Origin of the sequence: Microcystis sp. BLCC-F209, assembly GCF_041928595.1 — a bacterium.
Classification (GTDB): domain Bacteria; phylum Cyanobacteriota; class Cyanobacteriia; order Cyanobacteriales; family Microcystaceae; genus Microcystis.
On the sequence record NZ_JBHFLL010000103.1, the window covers coordinates 1 to 15,760 of the forward strand.

Annotated in this window: 17 protein-coding genes and 1 pseudogene; 14 read left to right on the plus strand and 4 right to left on the minus strand. The window is 43.2% G+C overall.

From position 1 onward, the window contains the following. The 7 genes and pseudogenes from ACE1AQ_RS06585 to ACE1AQ_RS06615 form a co-directional block, all read left to right on the plus strand. Window positions 1-91, plus strand: a pseudogene (locus ACE1AQ_RS06585) (DNA polymerase subunit beta); the annotation flags it as partial. Further along, window positions 88-423 carry a DUF86 domain-containing protein gene (locus tag ACE1AQ_RS06590; RefSeq protein WP_110544100.1) on the plus strand — a complete coding sequence of 112 codons (336 nt, stop codon included), beginning with the start codon at window positions 88-90 and terminating at the stop codon, window positions 421-423. The pseudogene ACE1AQ_RS06585 and the gene ACE1AQ_RS06590, both read left to right, overlap by 4 nt. A gap of 134 nt (window positions 424-557) precedes the next feature. After that, window positions 558-791, plus strand: a complete 234-nt coding sequence (locus tag ACE1AQ_RS06595; RefSeq protein ID WP_002783562.1) for a hypothetical protein — start codon at window positions 558-560, stop codon at window positions 789-791. Between the two features lie 165 nt (window positions 792-956). Then, on the plus strand, window positions 957-2,948 hold the full coding sequence (locus ACE1AQ_RS06600; protein ID WP_110544102.1) for an SUMF1/EgtB/PvdO family nonheme iron enzyme: 1,992 nt from the start codon (window positions 957-959) through the stop codon (window positions 2,946-2,948). A 407-nt stretch (window positions 2,949-3,355) separates the two neighbouring features. Continuing rightward, window positions 3,356-3,745 (plus strand): nucleotidyltransferase family protein, encoded by a 390-nt coding sequence (locus tag ACE1AQ_RS06605; RefSeq protein ID WP_002792955.1) that lies wholly within the window; start codon window positions 3,356-3,358, stop codon window positions 3,743-3,745. A 68-nt stretch (window positions 3,746-3,813) separates the two neighbouring features. After that, on the plus strand, window positions 3,814-4,077 hold the full coding sequence (locus ACE1AQ_RS06610; protein WP_253257690.1) for a DUF86 domain-containing protein: 264 nt from the start codon (window positions 3,814-3,816) through the stop codon (window positions 4,075-4,077). Between the two features lie 129 nt (window positions 4,078-4,206). Next, complete coding sequence (locus tag ACE1AQ_RS06615) at window positions 4,207-4,455, plus strand: type II toxin-antitoxin system HicB family antitoxin (protein WP_110544104.1); 249 nt, start codon at window positions 4,207-4,209, stop codon at window positions 4,453-4,455. A gap of 161 nt (window positions 4,456-4,616) precedes the next feature. On the opposite strand, the gene ACE1AQ_RS06620 is transcribed toward ACE1AQ_RS06615, so the two are convergent. Then, complete coding sequence (locus ACE1AQ_RS06620) at window positions 4,617-5,624, minus strand: Gfo/Idh/MocA family protein (RefSeq protein ID WP_008196813.1); 1,008 nt, start codon at window positions 5,622-5,624, stop codon at window positions 4,617-4,619. Window positions 5,625-5,708: 84 nt separating this feature from the next. Here ACE1AQ_RS06620 and ACE1AQ_RS06625 point away from each other — a divergent pair, with 84 nt between their 5' ends. Further along, on the plus strand, window positions 5,709-7,748 hold the full coding sequence (locus ACE1AQ_RS06625) for a hydantoinase/oxoprolinase family protein (protein ID WP_110544106.1): 2,040 nt from the start codon (window positions 5,709-5,711) through the stop codon (window positions 7,746-7,748). 87 nt (window positions 7,749-7,835) lie between these two features. Here the strand turns inward: ACE1AQ_RS06625 and ACE1AQ_RS06630 are convergent, their stop codons facing one another. Both ACE1AQ_RS06630 and ACE1AQ_RS06635 read right to left on the minus strand, forming a co-directional pair. Beyond that, complete coding sequence (locus ACE1AQ_RS06630; protein ID WP_008196816.1) at window positions 7,836-8,132, minus strand: hypothetical protein; 297 nt, start codon at window positions 8,130-8,132, stop codon at window positions 7,836-7,838. Further along, complete coding sequence (locus ACE1AQ_RS06635; RefSeq protein ID WP_106909505.1) at window positions 8,133-8,792, minus strand: glutathione S-transferase family protein; 660 nt, start codon at window positions 8,790-8,792, stop codon at window positions 8,133-8,135. A gap of 179 nt (window positions 8,793-8,971) precedes the next feature. Between ACE1AQ_RS06635 and lepB the strand changes: the two genes are divergently transcribed. The 4 genes from lepB (at window position 8,972) to ACE1AQ_RS06655 (ending at window position 12,307) form a co-directional block, all read left to right on the plus strand. Continuing rightward, a complete protein-coding gene (lepB, locus tag ACE1AQ_RS06640) occupies window positions 8,972-10,069 on the plus strand; it encodes a signal peptidase I (protein ID WP_110544109.1) in 1,098 nt (365 codons plus the stop codon). A gap of 151 nt (window positions 10,070-10,220) precedes the next feature. Continuing rightward, window positions 10,221-10,796, plus strand: coding sequence for a hypothetical protein (locus ACE1AQ_RS06645; RefSeq protein WP_008196828.1), 576 nt, complete (start codon window positions 10,221-10,223; stop codon window positions 10,794-10,796). 6 nt (window positions 10,797-10,802) lie between these two features. Beyond that, window positions 10,803-11,171, plus strand: coding sequence for a DUF1818 family protein (locus ACE1AQ_RS06650; protein WP_106909502.1), 369 nt, complete (start codon window positions 10,803-10,805; stop codon window positions 11,169-11,171). A gap of 65 nt (window positions 11,172-11,236) precedes the next feature. Further along, window positions 11,237-12,307, plus strand: a complete 1,071-nt coding sequence (locus ACE1AQ_RS06655; protein WP_008196832.1) for a YheT family hydrolase — start codon at window positions 11,237-11,239, stop codon at window positions 12,305-12,307. A 329-nt stretch (window positions 12,308-12,636) separates the two neighbouring features. Here ACE1AQ_RS06655 and ACE1AQ_RS06660 read toward each other — a convergent pair whose 3' ends face one another. Beyond that, window positions 12,637-13,632: a carbohydrate kinase gene (locus ACE1AQ_RS06660; RefSeq protein WP_110544111.1), complete on the minus strand. Its 996-nt coding sequence runs from the start codon at window positions 13,630-13,632 to the stop codon at window positions 12,637-12,639. Between the two features lie 254 nt (window positions 13,633-13,886). Between ACE1AQ_RS06660 and ACE1AQ_RS06665 the strand changes: the two genes are divergently transcribed. After that, entirely contained in the window at window positions 13,887-15,251 is a 1,365-nt protein-coding gene (locus ACE1AQ_RS06665) for an NAD-dependent succinate-semialdehyde dehydrogenase (RefSeq protein ID WP_008205854.1), read from the plus strand. A 66-nt stretch (window positions 15,252-15,317) separates the two neighbouring features. After that, window positions 15,318-15,479, plus strand: a complete 162-nt coding sequence (locus tag ACE1AQ_RS06670; protein ID WP_172456663.1) for a hypothetical protein — start codon at window positions 15,318-15,320, stop codon at window positions 15,477-15,479. The last annotated feature ends 281 nt before the right edge of the window (window positions 15,480-15,760 follow it).

Consider the following 15,760-nt stretch of genomic DNA (forward strand, 5'->3'; position numbering starts at 1 on the left):
CTTGTTAGGCTGCAAAGTTGATATTGTTACCGAACAGGGACTTAAAGATAGAATCAGAGAGCGGGTACTAAAAGAAGCAATACCACTATGAGAGATGATAGCGAACGCTTGCGGGATATTTTAGAAGCAATTGAGCGTTTAGAAAAGTATGCTCGACAGGGAAAAACCCTGTTTGAACAACAAGAATTAATTCAAACTTGGATTGTCTATCATTTACAAATTATTGATGAAGCAGCTAGAGCAACTTCTCAAGAATTTAAAGCAAGATATCCCGAAGTTCCTTGGCGAGATGCCAGCGATCTAAGAAACTTAACTATTCATGAATATTTTCGTATCAATCTAGAGATTATTTGGGATATTGTTGAAAATGACATTCCTCCTCTAAAAGGACAAATCGAAGCTATTTTACAGGAATTGATTTGACGAAACCCAACTCAATTATTAAAAAATGTTGGGTTTCACTATCGTTCAACCCAACCTAGGATAAGATCATTGACTATCATTGCTATCATTTAAATGGTTGAGAATACAATACCACTCTCAAACGGATGTCGTCTATGGCAGATTTAATCGTCCGCAATATCGATGAAGCCATCGTCAAAGCTCTCAAAAAGCGAGCCAGCCAACACGGGATCAGTGCCGAAGCCGAACACCGCCAAATCTTAGAAAAAGCCTTGCTGCAACCGCAACGAAAATCCCTAGCAGAGGTGCTACGCCAGATTCCCAACGTTGGCAACGATTCAGACTTTGATCGCGTTCAAGATGACACAGCCAAACCAGTATTTGATTGATACTAAGTAGGTAGGCGTTAAAAATTATCAGACACCCCCGTTATCAAAGGGGGATTAAAGGCAAAATCCATTTTTAATTTAATTATAACCAGCTACTTATATCTAACTTATTAGAAACGACTAGATAAATTTTTCTGAACAGCACAAATACTCGGAGATTTTTTGATGTCTTTAACTTATCGCTGTCAACTACAGAATCGCTGGATTACACTGACGCAAGAACTGGCGAACAGTGGCGAAGCGAAAGTATGGCACACTAACTTTAATGGGTACTTAGCGAAAATCTACCACAATCCCCATAATGAAAGGGTTGATAAATTACAGTTAATGGTGAGAAATCGTCCCAGTGATCCTAACGCTCATCTTAACCATATTTCCTTCGCTTGGCCCTATTCTATCTTGGAAGATAAACAGGGAAAAGTCGTTGGTTTTTTAATGCCAGAAGTGGTGGGTTCAGAAACATTATTAAAGCTTTGTACGCCCATAATGAGAAGAAAATACAAGTTAGAAACTAATTGGTATTTTCTTCATGTAGTAGCGCGGAATATAGCCGCTATTATCGAAGCAATTCACCTTAAAGGTTATGTTTTGGGAGACATCAAGCTAGAAAATATCTTAGTGAATAATCGGGCGTTGCCTACGATTATTGATACAGATTCATTTCAAGTATCAGATCCCTATAGCGGTAAAATATATCGGTGTTTAGTTGGCTCAGAAGGATTTACACCGGCGGAATTAATCGGAGTGAATATAGCAGATGTAGATCAAACAGAAGTGCATGATCGCTTTCGATTAGGAGTTGTTATTTATTATCTACTATTTGGCGGGCCGCCGTTTCGGGGATTGTGGCAAGGAGGAGGGGATTCCCTGGAACAGTCGGAACTAATTCGACGGGGACTATGGCCTTTTTCTGGGGATAAATTGCTTGTACCTAGTAATACCACCATACCATTAAATATTTTACATCCCGACTTACACGCCTTATTTTTGCGCTGTTTTAATGAGGGACATAAATTCCCCCACAGACGACCGACGGCTGAGGAATGGCGCGGTACTTTGGAAGCTGCACTAAAAGAGGTTATACGCTGTGGCAAAGTTGATAATCATTACTACAACCGCAGTTACGGAAAGTGTTATTGGTGTGAGCGATTTAGTGATTTAAATCTTGATATTTTTGCAAGCAAAAGTATCGCTACTGTGACATCTACACCGTCACCTAAAGTATCGCCACCACCTCCCCCAATATCGATTAAATCATCTCCTTCACCTATACCTCCTCAAAGATGGTCGCGTCGTAAAGTTTTAATAACTTTCGGGTTATTTACAGTAGGGACAGTCGCTAGTAATATTTTCGCTCAGTTGTTTCGTCAGAATCCTACTCCTTCTCCTTCACCTCGTCCTTCAAGTTCTGCATCTATCAGGTTTACAAAGCCAACCCCATTTACAGAAAACCTACCCAACGGAGTAACACTGGAGATGGTGAGCTTACCAGCAGGTCAATTTCTCATGGGATCTCCTGACAGCGATCCCGATGCTAGGAATTTTGAAAAGCCTCAACACCAAGTTAAAGTCAACAGTTTTGCGATTGGGAAATATCCAGTGACTCAGGCACAATATCAAGCGGTAATGGGAAAAAATCCCTCTTGGTTTCAAAATAATCCCCAAAATCCGGTAGAAAAGGTTAGTTGGAATGACGCTCAAGCCTTTTGTCAGAAATTGAGTCAGATAACAGGGAAAACCTATCGTCTCCCCACAGAAGCGGAATGGGAATATGCCTGTCGTGCGGGGACTACTACTCGCTTTTATTTCGGTGATGATGCTAGTCAGTTAGGAGATTACGCTTGGTATGGCGGAAATTCTCAGAATACAACTCATCCTGTGGGCCAGAAAAAGCCCAATGCTTGGGGACTCTATGACATGAGTGGCAATGTTTGGGAGTGGTGCGAAGACAATTGGCATGATAGCTATGAGAATGCGCCGACGGATGGCAGTGCTTGGCTGACAAATGATAATGATTATCAAATAGTGCGCGGCGGTTCTTGGCTCCTCATCCCTTATTTCTGTCGTTCTGCCAACCGCAACTGGAGCTACCCCGACTTCGACAGCCTCAACGGCGACGGTTTTCGGGTGGTGTGCGGTGCTGGGAGGACTCTGTAACCCTTTTTCCCTTTTTCTCTTTTTCTCTTTTTCTCTTTTTCTCTTTTTCTCTTTTTCTCTTTTTCTCTTTTTCTCTTTTTCCCGCCGCTAGGCGGGTCGATTTTTTTGAAAAAATTGAGGTAGTGTTAAATTTTGTTAAGGACAATAAAAAATGAAACAGTTATCGGTTGTTAAAAAGCCGTGGGTTGGGTTGAGGAAGGAAACCCAACCCAATGATTTAAAAATGTTGGGTTTCACTATCGTTTGGCCTAACCTACGATCAGACTACGGACGAAAAAGTGAGCGCCGATCTCCTAGGGTGTGTTAATGTTGGTGTAGCCTACCAGCCGACTTTACATGGCGGGTTACTGTAACCTTAAGGATCTCAAGTGTTTTGTCAAGGATAATTTGGGGGATTTTGCTCACCAATGAAACAAGCTATTACAGCGAAGGTTGTTAAAATAACCACCAACAAGGCCGAAAAAATCTTGTTAAATTCTGGTTTTAACAAAAAACAAGCTCAAGTTATCTTAAGCAAAGTTACTAATTTTTGTCAACATTGGAAAATTCTTGAAATGTCTTTATTTGGTTCAGTATTAAGGGAAGACTTTCGAGTTGATAGTGATATTGATGTTCTTTATAAGTTTGCTCCCAATCATGGCTGGGATTTGTTTGATATTGTTCAGATGAAAGAAGAATTAGAGGAGATATTCGGACGCAAAGTTGACTTGGTTAATCAAGAGGGACTGAAAAACCCCTATCGTCGTTACGAAATTTTAAAAACTCATCAGCTAATTTATCGTCATGAACAGTCGTGAGGCTGGATATCTTTGGGATATGGTCGAAGCTATTACTAATATCCAAGAATTTATTCAAAGATGTTTCTTTGGAAGAATATTCCAAGAGTCTTTTGTTACAAAGTGCTGTGGAAAGACAATTAGAAATTTTAGGAGAAGCAGCCCGTAGAATTCCTGAGACTTTTCAACAAAAACACACCAAAATTGATTGGAGGGGAATTATTGGACTCAGAAATATTATTAGCCATCAGTACGATCAGGTTCAACCAGAAATTGTCTGGAATATTATTACAGTAAGACTTTCTCCTTTGCTAGAACAATTGCAGTCTCTATTGCCACCATTGCCCCAATGATAATAATTTAAAAAATTAAGTTAATGGCAGATTATGACTGCTATCATCTCTGGGTAATCGATCAAATAGGTGAGATAGATTTCTCGGAATTACCCTTTAGCAGTGAACAGTAAACAATTATCGCTTAGAATGAATTGTAAAGGTTACGAAGCAGTAGTTTCTTTTGATGACGAGGCGGGTATCTTTTACGGTGAGGTGGCCAACGTCCGAGATGTTATCACTTTTCAGGGAGAGAGTGTAGCGGAATTGCAGCAGGCTTTTGCTGATTCAGTGGAAGATTACCTAGCTTTTTGTGCCGAGCGTGGGGAAAAGCCAGAAAAACCTTTTTCTGATAGTTTTCTGTCACAGCCACACCCGAAATTACACCAACAAATTTAGCAATAAGTAGGCTGGTTTGAGGAACGAAACCCAACCCAATTATTTAAAAATGTTGGGTTTCTCTATCGTTCAACCCCACCCACGATCAGACTACGGACTTAAAACAATAGACTTGTTGCGTAATAGTGGGATAATAGGGAAGAAACAATGATTGGATATCCCTATTCTAAGCGCAGGATTTCTCCACCTCTGGCTAGAGATAATTCTGCTGCCTGGAGAATTTTGACTAATTCCGTCCCTACCGATCCCGAAGATACAGGAGAATCGACACCCGTAGCCACTGACTCTAAAAAATGTTCGCATAATGCTTTTAGGGGTTCACCATCGGCAATAGGGATAGATTCCGTCTCCTGTCCCCGGGGAATAAAATAGGCTTCCTGACGCTCAAAATGGCCTTTTTGTCGGGTTAAAGGCGATCGAGAGTCTAATTCATTAAAAATTAAAGTCCCTTCGCTGCCAACTATTCCTAAGCGTCGCTGTTTATCGGGATTCAACCAACAAAGGTGAATAGTCGCTTGAAAACCATCGCCATAGATCAGGGTTAACCAGACCAAATCAGCTAGATTAGGTTGTAGCCAAACCGTTCCTCGCGCCTGCACAAATACTGGTGTACTATTTAACCAATGATTAAAAATCGAGATATCGTGAATAGCTAAATCCCACAAAGCGGACACATCCTGACGGACCGGCCCCAGGTGGGTACGAGTGGCATAACCATAAAGAGGTTTACCGATACCCCCGGATTGCAGGACTTTTTGTCCAGTGATAACGGCGGGATGAAAAAGATAGGTATGATCAACTAATAAAATACGCTGTTTTTTAGCCGCTAATGCTGTTAATTCGGCACATTCTTGGGGATTGAGGGTTAAGGGTTTTTCGGCGAGGACGTGATAACCTAAATTAAGAGCATCTTTAATCAGGGGATAATGGCTGATGGCGGGAGTAACGACGACTACGGCCGAGATTTCGGGGTGATTGCGAATAGATTCCCAGTCATTGGCTAAAATAACTTTATTAGTATCGAGATTAAATTGATCGCGACAGAGACGGAGTTTTTCAGGGGAGGGATCAACGATCGCCACTACTTGTGCTGAGGGATGTTGAGAAAAATGACGGACGAAATGGACTCCCCAACGTCCTACCCCTAAGATAGCGATTCCTGTGGACATTTTGCTTACTCAGATAAATCAATCTAGTTTATCTTAAAAGAATTAGGCGCAATTGTTCATTGATTCTGAGAACTGGAAGGGATTATGTTAAAATTTTTTATCGATCGAGGGGGAACTTTTACCGATATCGTGGCGATAATCGATCGACCAGAAATTATGGAAAGACTAGCTAGAGATGCCGCTAGATTTCTGATTGTTCCCATTGCCGATCAACAGTGGATTGTTCTCTATAAACTGCTCTCGGAAAATCCCGAAAAATACCCAGATGCAGTCATTCAAGGGATCAAAGATATTAGCGGTTCCCTAGATAACATCGAAGTGATCAAAATGGGAACAACGGTAGCCACCAATGCGCTGTTAGAAAGAAAAGGAGAGCGCACGGTTTTGTTAATCACCAAAGGTTTTAAAGATGCCTTGAGAATTGGCTATCAAAATCGCCCCGATATTTTTGCCCGTCAAATTATTCTTCCTTCTTTATTATACGAACAAGTTATCGAAGTGGCCGAACGCTACGATAGTCAAGGACAAGAATTAATCGCCGTTAATCCCGCCCAAGTTAAAGCCGATTTAATACCAGTTTATCAAGCGGGTATCCGCAGTTGTGCGATTGTTTTTATGCACAGCTATCGTTATCCCAACCACGAAAAACAAGTGGCAGCTATTGCCGAAGAAATCGGCTTTACTCATCTAGCCATTTCCCATCAAGTCAGTCCTTTAATGAAACTGGTATCCCGGGGAGATACCACAGTAGTTTCTGCCTATCTATCACCAATTTTACGCCGCTATGTTGATAGTATTAGCCAGCAATTACCGAAAACTAGCTTGTTATTTATGAAATCCGATGGCGGTTTAGTCACTGCCGATAAATTTCAGGGTAAAGATAGCATTTTATCCGGTCCTGCGGGGGGAATAGTTGGGGCAGTACAAACCAGTTTAAGGGCAGGATTTAGCAAAATTATCAGTTTTGATATGGGAGGAACTAGCACCGATGTTTCTCATTTTCAAGGGGAATACGAGCGCCAAACAGATAACGAAATTGCTGGCGTAAGAATGCGAGCGCCGATGTTAAGTATTCACACCGTGGCCGCTGGTGGGGGTTCGATTTTAGTCTATGATGGTTATCGTTTTCGGGTTGGGCCAGAAAGTGCCGGAGCTAATCCGGGACCTGCCTGTTATCGACGGGGTGGACCCTTAACAATTACCGATGCTAGTGTTTTGTTAGGAAAAATTCAAGCCGCCTATTTTCCCGCTATTTTTGGACAGGAGGAAAATTTAACCCTAGATAGAGAGATTGTGCTGACCAAGTTTCAAGAATTGGCGGCAACAATGGGGGGTAATAATAGTCCTGAAATGTTGGCTGCAGGGTTTATTCAAATTGCCGTGGAAAATATGGCTAATGCGATTAAAAAAATCTCTCTACAAAAGGGTTATGATCTCAGTGATTATACTCTTTGTACCTTTGGCGGTGCCGGGGGTCAAGTGGCCTGTTTAATTGCCGATACTCTGGGAATGAAAAGTATTTTTCTTCATCCCTACGCTGGGGTTTTAAGCGCCTACGGCATGGGTTTGGCTGATTTGAGGGTAATTAAAGAAAAAGCGATCGAACAGCCGTTAAATGCCGATTTAATCGGGCAGTTACTCACGGAAATGAAGGAATTAGAAGTTTTAGCGGGTCGGGAATTAGAGGTTTATAATCAGGTGCGGCAGCAAGTCAGTTTAAAATATCAAGGCAGTGATGCTACTTTAGCGGTTAATTTTAGCGATCAAATGCGTCAGGATTTTGAACGGGAACATCAAAGACGTTATGGGTTTAAACAAGAACAAAAAGCTTTAATTGTTGAGTCGATTGCCGTGGAATTGATCCAGACTATGGACAGTCCCCAAGAAGCAATTTTAACTCGCACCCGTCCGATGGGAGAATTACCTACTATGCTCGATCGAGTAGCAGTTTTTATGGCTAATCAATGGCGGGAAACGCCAATTTATCAGCGTTCAGATCTGCAACCTTTTGATTGTCTAGCAGGACCGGCAATTATTATCGAAAAAATTAGCACGATTGTGATTGAACCGGGTTGGATGGCCAAATTAACGGAGAAAAATCATTTAATTCTCTGCAAAGATTAATCCTAAATCCTGGTTTTTTAAACGTTGGTGTCATTAATTTTGTCAAGACTTAATCAGTCTTAACTAAAAAGATTGACCATTTTGATATTAACGATAGAAAGGTATCAATATCTGGAGAAGTTTTTGCAATCTTCTCAGAGCAATTAATTGTCGAATTTTGGGATTAATTTGGGGGGGATAAATGCTGGTGGCTAATTGTTCTTCTAGTAAAGCATATTCGGCCGCAGTTAGGGGTTGATTATCAAGGGGCGAGCGAGCCGAAGTGATAATTTCTGCTCGTAAAACTTCTTCGGGAATATCTTCAGGAGCGGGCAAAGCGAGGGCTTTTAGGGGTGATAATAAACCCATCAAGATGAGGATGATAATTTTTGTCGTTCGCTGCATTTAATTTAAACCGGGGGGCAATTTTTCTCGACACTGTTGATGAATTTCCCCGATTCTAACAAACAACCAGGGATATTTTTGACGATAACTGGGAATTAGCGCCAGAGGACTGAATAGGGCAGTGGCGGCAATATCGGCTACACTTAATTTATCTGCCACTAAATAGGGCTGATTTTGCCAGTATTCTAGAATCTTGAGGGCATTTTCTAGTCGTTCCTCCGCTAATTTTACCCTGGCTGGGTTGATTTTATATTGTTGTCGCACGATATTAATAATTATTTGACTACTCAGGGAAGGATCGATCGCTTTTCCCTCTCCAGCGCGATAATCATAATAGACAAATCTAGTGGCTACTCCAATACTTTCATCTAACCAATCCTCTAGTAACCAAGCTTGATTTTGCTCCTTTTCTCCAGCGGGAATAAAAGAGGGGAAAGGAACTACTTTTTCTAAATATCTGAAAATGGCAGTAGAATCGGCAATAATCTCATCCGCTGCCATTAAAACCGGGACAGTGGTTAACCCTTTGGTTAGGGGACTGAGTTTGAGAATATGTAGTCCGGGGGTGAGATTTTCTACTTGGTAATCAATCCCCTTATAACCTAGGGCTAAACGAGCTTTGCGACAGTAATGAGAGGTGCTAAATTGAAGTAAAAGCATTAAGTTTTGTTGGTTGCTATAGTAATTAGCAGTCATCAGTTATCAGGTGTGAGTTTTCAGTTAACTGTTTACTGCTCACTGATTACTGTTTACTGTTCACAGTTAACTGTTTTTAGTTAACTGTTTGCTGTTTACTGTTTACTGAGCACTGTTTACTGAATTGGCAATAGGTCTATACTATGGGCAAACTCTCCCTTTTTTCGGTTGTTTCTCGTCCTTGTGCGACTAATTCCCCGGCAAAAGATGCCTGGTTGGCTGTCAATCTCTCGATGTTCTTCCCCGGTTTGGGACAATGGTATGCCAACAAAAACCAAAAAGCAACCATTTGGGCGATCGCTCAAGTAATATTAATAATTGTGACAATTTGGGCAATTTTTAGCCCCAATGGCCCTGTAAGCTGGGGATTAGGGGGAATAGTTGCGCTGGTTATCGTTTACATCAGCAGTATTTTTGATGCTCACTGGACTGTTTATTATTCCAGACAGAATAACAGCTTAGAGAAAATTCCCCGGAAACAAAAAAACCCCTGGTTTGCCGTCTTCGCTAACCGGATTATACCGGGGTTAGGGCAATTGTACGCCGATAAGGTGAGCTTAGGGATAATTTTTCTGACCATATCCCTAATTACCCTGAGAATGGATGATTTTTTTGCCAATATCCTCTTTCTTACCCCTTTAATTACAGCGAGTGCTATTTATCATGTTTACCACACTTTCCCCCATCAATTTCATCCCCATCGTCACACCTATCGTTCCATTTTGGCGCTGATGGTGGCAGTGATTTTTACTTGGGGAATTATCTGTAATTATTTTCCCGATTGGTTACATCAAAAAATAGAATTTTTCGAGATTCCGAGCGAATCCATGCTACCTACCCTCGCAGTCGGTGATCGCATTTTCGTCAGTCAATCCAGTACTTATCAAGCGAAAAGAGGCGATATAATTGTTTTTAGAACTCCCGAAAAACTTAAGCAACTAGAGCCTATTTCTGGAGATTTTTTTATCAAACGAGTCATCGCCGTTGCTGGGGATACCCTAGAAATCCGCAGGGGTAAAGTTTATCTCAACCGGCAAGTTATCGAGGAACCCTACATCGCCGAGTTAACCAATTATGAAATAGAATTGATGACTGTACCCCCAAAAACCCTGTTTGTTTTGGGAGATAATCGTAACTATAGTTTTGATTCCCGTGATTGGGGTTTTTTGCCCGAAAGTCATGTCTTTGGTCAAGCATATAAAGTTTACTGGCCTCTCGATCGTGTCCGCTCTTTGCTATGATGGGGATGACTGGGGTAATTTTGATCCTAGCTCCTACAGTTAGATTAATCTAGGGATTGTTAGATAATTATAACATTCCCAACCTCTGGAAATGTTCCTGAAAAATTCCCACTGTTGCTAGATAATTAACTTCAATCTTTTCTTGATTAATATGCTCTTAAAATTCCCTCAAAAGCTGAAAATTCAGCGAATAATATTATTATTATTCTGCCTAGTAATAGGGATATTTTTCTGGTGGTTATCCTGGCAATCCCTGGGGATGAGCCAAATTCAACGTCCCGAAACAGTTGCTCAACAAATTTACCAAGCAATGCCAGATTTACCGAAAGAAAACAACTATACCCGTCGAGATACAGGAGTGATCGATCCGAATAATACTTTAATCAGTCGCTTTCTTCGTTATCATCAAGATACAAAAAAAAGGTTTACTCTCATCCGTTTTGATTGGCAATTAACCCTAGGGGATTACCTAGGAGTGAACGAGAAAATCAGCGAAGAAAACTATCCCGGACAAGCAACCCTTACCGTTAATCCCATGGCTGCCGATATCAAAGCGATGAACAGCCTTAATCGTCGTCAACGGCAGCAGTTAGTCACCCTTCTAGTCGAAATTTATAACCCCGCTATTCTCCCCCAAGAAACCCCCACTCCTAGTCCTTCTCCTAGTCCCTCTCCTAGTCGTCCCTCTTTATCAAAACCGGGAGATGCTGACCTATTAAAATTCTAGAAAATTATGGAAAAAATTCTCAAATATGGTTCGGGTTGGCGCCTGGGTTGGAATCCTAAGGCAGCCGTTTATAAAGGATTAATTGGTGGCGATGATTGGGCAATGGAATTAACCGAGGCTGAGTGGCAAGATTTGCGTCGGTTACTATCACAATTGACCGCAACTATGGCAGCCATGGCCACAGAATTAATGGATGAAGAAAGTATTGCTTGTGAAGCGGAAAGCGAGCTTTTATGGTTAGAAGCGGCAGGATTTCCCGATAATTATTCCCTGCGATTGATTCTCTATCAAGGTCGCGGTTGTGAGGGCAATTGGTCGGCCACTGCCCTGTCAGAGTTGCTCGCCGCTTGGGACAATTTGCTTTACAATTTTTAAGAAAGCGGTGGGCATAAGTTAATTTTTGTTTCCCACTCTTGACTTTTAGATTCCCCTGTGCTGCCATGATTGCCCATCCGAGGACGAAGACCGATAATCTCACCTACACCCCGCCCCCATTGCTGAAAAACGGTTTTGCCATGACTCTCTATGTGTCCCTAAAAGCGCGAGAAACCTGGCAAAATACGATCGCTATTCCCGAACCAGTCTATCAAGAAACCATTTTCACCGGGGCCAATGCCGTCCCTATCTACGGGATTGTTTCCATTCCCCCGCAAGCGAAAGGAACAATTATCGGGACCTACGGCATCACGGGAGACTTAGATAATCAATGGTTTTTAAGAATTTTAGGCAGAAAAGCCGTAGCGAGAAACTACGCGGTCGTCCTCTTCGATTGGCGGGCCCACGGTAAGACAGCCGAATTATCCCCGACTCTCACCTCCGATGGCATCTATGAAGGGCTAGATTTCCTTCATATTGCCGCCCAAGCTCAAAAAATGGGCTGTCCTGCCCCTTTTTGGTTCACGGGTTACTCTCTGGGGGGGCAATTGGCCCTCTGGGGAATTAAATCGGCAGATAATCGGGAAGATCTGGGGATCGATCCCACCCATATCGGCGGTGGTGCGGTAATTTGCCCTAATTTAGACTCTAATCGTTCTTTATCCTATCTCGTCCAGGATCCTTGGGGGAAACACTTGGAAAAAGCGATCGCCAGGGAATTACGCAAGTTAGCCAAACGCATCCATAAGGCTCATCCCGATCATATCGATCCCGAAGCAATTACTCGCGCCACCACGATTGCAGGATTCGATCGAGAATTAGTGATTAAAAAGCTAGGATTTGAGACAGTCTATGACTATTATGCCGCTAGTAGTCCCTTGCCCTTTCAACCCTATTTAACTAAACCCACTTTTATCCTCTACGCGGCCGATGATCCCCTCTTTTCCCCGGCAGTTATTCCCGATCTGCAAGCAGCGATCGCCGATAATCCCCACGTGGATCTACTCTTAACCCACCATGGCGGTCATGTGGGTTATATCAGCAGTTTATCCTGTCAGCGTCAGTGGGGCGATAGCGATCGCTGGTGGGCATGGAATCGGGTTTTAGACTGGTTTGACCAAAAAACGGGCAAATAATACTAAATCCGTTGAGTATAGGTTACATATCAGGATAGGCAAAAGGCAAAAGAGAGGAATAGATAATCAGTTTTTAATAACTGGATTTAGTATAGGGTTGGCTGAATAAATCTAAAAACCTTGTTGTATAAGACTTTTAGACTTTTTTCCCATCAAAAAGTGCCAGACATTGGGGTGATCGGGGGGAAATTTAGGCACTTTTTCCCTGAAAATTAGGTAATTGACCCCCTGAAAATGGGTAAAACCCCACACCCCCCTGCCCCCCCCGATGTCGGGGGCCACACCCTGCCCCCACGAAAAACTTTTTGCCGCAAACCCTAGTATAGTTTCTAGGAGTCAAAGGCCGCTAGAAACTCCTCCAGCTGCTGCCGAGTCGGTTGGGATGAGATCGCTCCTGCTCCCCTTGTCACCATTGCCCCCACCCCACAGGCATAAATCACCGCCTTACGGGCTAAATCGGCGTTTTTACCGATTTGATCGCCTCCCAGAGCGGCACGAGCTAAAAAACCGGCCACAAAGCCATCCCCCGCCCCGGTTGTATCCACTACTTCCCCAGGAAAAGCCTTGACAGTGCCGCTATTTTCGCCTAAATGATATTTACAACCTTTTGCGCCGCCAGTAACCAGAATTGCCCCTAAATTGGGGTATTGTGATGATATTCTGACGGGGGTATCAGTGCCAAATAACCAGCTTGCTTCTTCCTCGCTACATTTGAGCAAATCGGCCTGAGGGATAAAATCTCGAATGATATCAGGAGCGGCATCAAGATTAGGCCAAAAAACCGGCCGCCAGTTGATATCGACCAATACTTTCACCGCGTAAATTTTAGCCAATTGCAGGGCGCGCATCATCGCCGCCATCGCCGGGGGATAGGCTAACCCTAGGGTTCCCATCACGAGATAATCGGCATTTTTCCAGAGATTTTCGGGTAATAGGTCAGCATTAAGGGCAGTATCAGCAAAATCAGTTGTTTTTCTGCCGCCAAAACCCGCAAAATGTCTGTCTCCCCCAGCATCGCGGGTGACATAAACTTGTCGGGTGGGTAGGGTGGCATGATACTGCACACCAGTAGTATCGACTCCGAGAGCGTCTAGCAAGGCGATTAACTGTTCTCCGGGTTGATCTTTGCCCACACAACCGATAAAAGCCGAATTTATGCCCAATTTTCGCAATCCACAGGCCACGTTTGCCGGCGCACCCCCCGCGTAGGTTGTCCAAGAAGTCACTTGCTCTATAGCGCGATCGCTTTGATCGGCAATTAGATCATAGAGGATTTCCCCTAAACAAATGACAGACACCGGCGAAGATCTTTGATTGTTAAGCATTGGTGTGGGAATTATGAATTATGAATTATGAATTATGAATTATGAATTATGAAGTGGGGTAGTGGGGTAGTGGGGAAGCTGTATCATCACCCTATCACCCCAAAACCCTATCACCCCAAAACCCCATCACCCTATCTCCTGACTCCTATCTCCTGACTCCTGAATCCTAATCCCGATTGCCAAATTAGGGTGAGCAGCGGTACAGCTGGAGAACTAAACTAGAGATATAGCGCTCGATAGGAGACAATTGGGATATGGGTATCGCTTCAGTTAACCCTGCCACGGGAGAAATTCTCAAGACTTTTACCCCTCTAACCTCGGAGGAATTGGCCACGAAATTGGCCCTGGCTGAGGCAACTTTTCAGCAGTATCGCCGCACCGCCATCAGTCAACGGGGACAGTGGTTACGGCAAGCGGCGGATATTTTAGAACGGGATCAAGTAGCATTGGCTACAACCATGACTTTAGAGATGGGGAAACCAATCAAGTCAGCGATCGCAGAAGTTCTCAAATGTGCCTTGGTTTGTCGTTTTTATGCCGATAATGCCGCCGGTTATCTGGAAGATGTGCCGATTGCCACCGATGCTAGTCGCAGTTTTGTCCGTTATCAACCGTTAGGGGTGATTTTAGCGGTTATGCCCTGGAATTTCCCTTTATGGCAAGTATTTCGCTTTGCTGCACCCGCTTTAATGGCGGGAAATGTCGGCCTACTCAAACACGCTTCTAATGTCCCTCAATCAGCTTTAGCGGTGGAAAGAATTTTATTAGAAGCCGGTTTTCCCGAAGCTGCTTTTCAAACTCTTTTGATCGGGGCCGATCGCGTTAGTGATTTAATTAACGATGAACGGGTAAAAGCCGCCACTTTAACCGGTAGTGAACCGGCGGGGATCAGTTTAGCGGCTGCGGCGGGAAAACAGATCAAAAAAGTGGTTTTAGAGTTGGGAGGTAGTGATCCTTTTATCGTTTTAGATAGTGCCGATATCGAGGCGGCAGCGGCTACGGCAGTGACGGCAAGATTGTTAAATAATGGTCAGACTTGTATCGCCGCTAAACGGTTTATTGTTATGGAAACTGTCGCCGATCAATTTGAACAGTTATTAGTGGCCAAATTCCAAGCTTTAAAAGTGGGTGATCCCCTCGATGAAACCGTTGATATCGGTCCCTTGGCCACGGTATCGATCGTCTCGGAAATTGCCGCTCAAGTGGAAAAAACCGTCGCTATGGGTGGTAGAGTCCTTGTGGGGGGTCAGCGTTTAGAGGGAAAAGGTAACTTCTATCTACCGACGATTTTAACCGATATTCCCGCCGGTTCTCCGGGGGAAAAAGAGGAATTTTTCGGGCCTGTGGCTTTACTATTTCGAGTCAAAAATATCGAGGAAGCGATCGCTTTAGCTAATGATAGTCCCTTTGGTTTAGGTTCTAGTGCCTGGACGAATAACCCCGAAGAAATTGAGCATTTAATTACCGAAATTGAGGCCGGTTGTGTGTTTATTAACGGTATGGTTAAATCCGATCCTCGCTTACCCTTTGGGGGTATTAAACGTTCTGGTTTTGGCCGGGAATTAAGTGTGGAAGGTATTCGCGAATTTGTCAACGTTAAAACGGTTTGGATTAAGTAATTCAGTAGGGTGGGTTAGCAACGCGTAACCCACCACCATAACCAAAATCACCCACCACAATTGTCGGTGCGTTACGCTATCGAAGAGCGCACCCTACGGATTAAAAATATGCCGCGCATTTTTGATAATATTGAGTCCCATTTATGGCCAATTTTACAGAAAAGTTTATTAGCAGATCAAGGGGGCGATTTTTATCTGGGTTATTTTAATTTGCGCGGTTGGCAGTAACCTTTAGACCTTTAACACCTTTGACCTTTATGAGCAGCTAAGGCCATTTAATCATAAGAAATGGGGGATAGTCTTTTCAATCTTTGTCCTCACTAATAGATAAAAAAACAACAAGAAAGGGAAGAGAAATTAAAATTATTACTGGACTTCCCCGTTGACAAAAAGCCATAAGCTGTGCTGTAGAAGGGATTAAGAGAATTTACGCCGCCCCGTTACTGGGTACAAATCAGGGAAACTCCCAATAAATCTAACGCTTTTTGTTGCAGTTGGGTCGGTCGAGT

Bases quoted from the DNA above. Each gene is read 5' to 3' on its own strand.
- ACE1AQ_RS06590 (WP_110544100.1), top strand. From the start codon at position 88: ATGAGAGATGATAGCGAACGCTTGCGGGATATTTTAGAAGCAATTGAG.
- ACE1AQ_RS06595 (WP_002783562.1), top strand. From the start codon at position 558: ATGGCAGATTTAATCGTCCGCAATATCGATGAAGCCATCGTCAAAGCT.
- ACE1AQ_RS06600 (WP_110544102.1), top strand. From the start codon at position 957: ATGTCTTTAACTTATCGCTGTCAACTACAGAATCGCTGGATTACACTG.
- ACE1AQ_RS06605 (WP_002792955.1), top strand. From the start codon at position 3,356: ATGAAACAAGCTATTACAGCGAAGGTTGTTAAAATAACCACCAACAAG.
- ACE1AQ_RS06615 (WP_110544104.1), top strand. From the start codon at position 4,207: ATGAATTGTAAAGGTTACGAAGCAGTAGTTTCTTTTGATGACGAGGCG.
- ACE1AQ_RS06620 (WP_008196813.1), bottom strand. From the start codon at position 5,624: ATGTCCACAGGAATCGCTATCTTAGGGGTAGGACGTTGGGGAGTCCAT.
- ACE1AQ_RS06625 (WP_110544106.1), top strand. From the start codon at position 5,709: ATGTTAAAATTTTTTATCGATCGAGGGGGAACTTTTACCGATATCGTG.
- ACE1AQ_RS06630 (WP_008196816.1), bottom strand. From the start codon at position 8,132: ATGCAGCGAACGACAAAAATTATCATCCTCATCTTGATGGGTTTATTA.
- ACE1AQ_RS06635 (WP_106909505.1), bottom strand. From the start codon at position 8,792: ATGCTTTTACTTCAATTTAGCACCTCTCATTACTGTCGCAAAGCTCGT.
- lepB (WP_110544109.1), top strand. From the start codon at position 8,972: ATGGGCAAACTCTCCCTTTTTTCGGTTGTTTCTCGTCCTTGTGCGACT.
- ACE1AQ_RS06645 (WP_008196828.1), top strand. From the start codon at position 10,221: ATGCTCTTAAAATTCCCTCAAAAGCTGAAAATTCAGCGAATAATATTA.
- ACE1AQ_RS06650 (WP_106909502.1), top strand. From the start codon at position 10,803: ATGGAAAAAATTCTCAAATATGGTTCGGGTTGGCGCCTGGGTTGGAAT.
- ACE1AQ_RS06655 (WP_008196832.1), top strand. From the start codon at position 11,237: ATGATTGCCCATCCGAGGACGAAGACCGATAATCTCACCTACACCCCG.
- ACE1AQ_RS06660 (WP_110544111.1), bottom strand. From the start codon at position 13,632: ATGCTTAACAATCAAAGATCTTCGCCGGTGTCTGTCATTTGTTTAGGG.
- ACE1AQ_RS06665 (WP_008205854.1), top strand. From the start codon at position 13,887: ATGGGTATCGCTTCAGTTAACCCTGCCACGGGAGAAATTCTCAAGACT.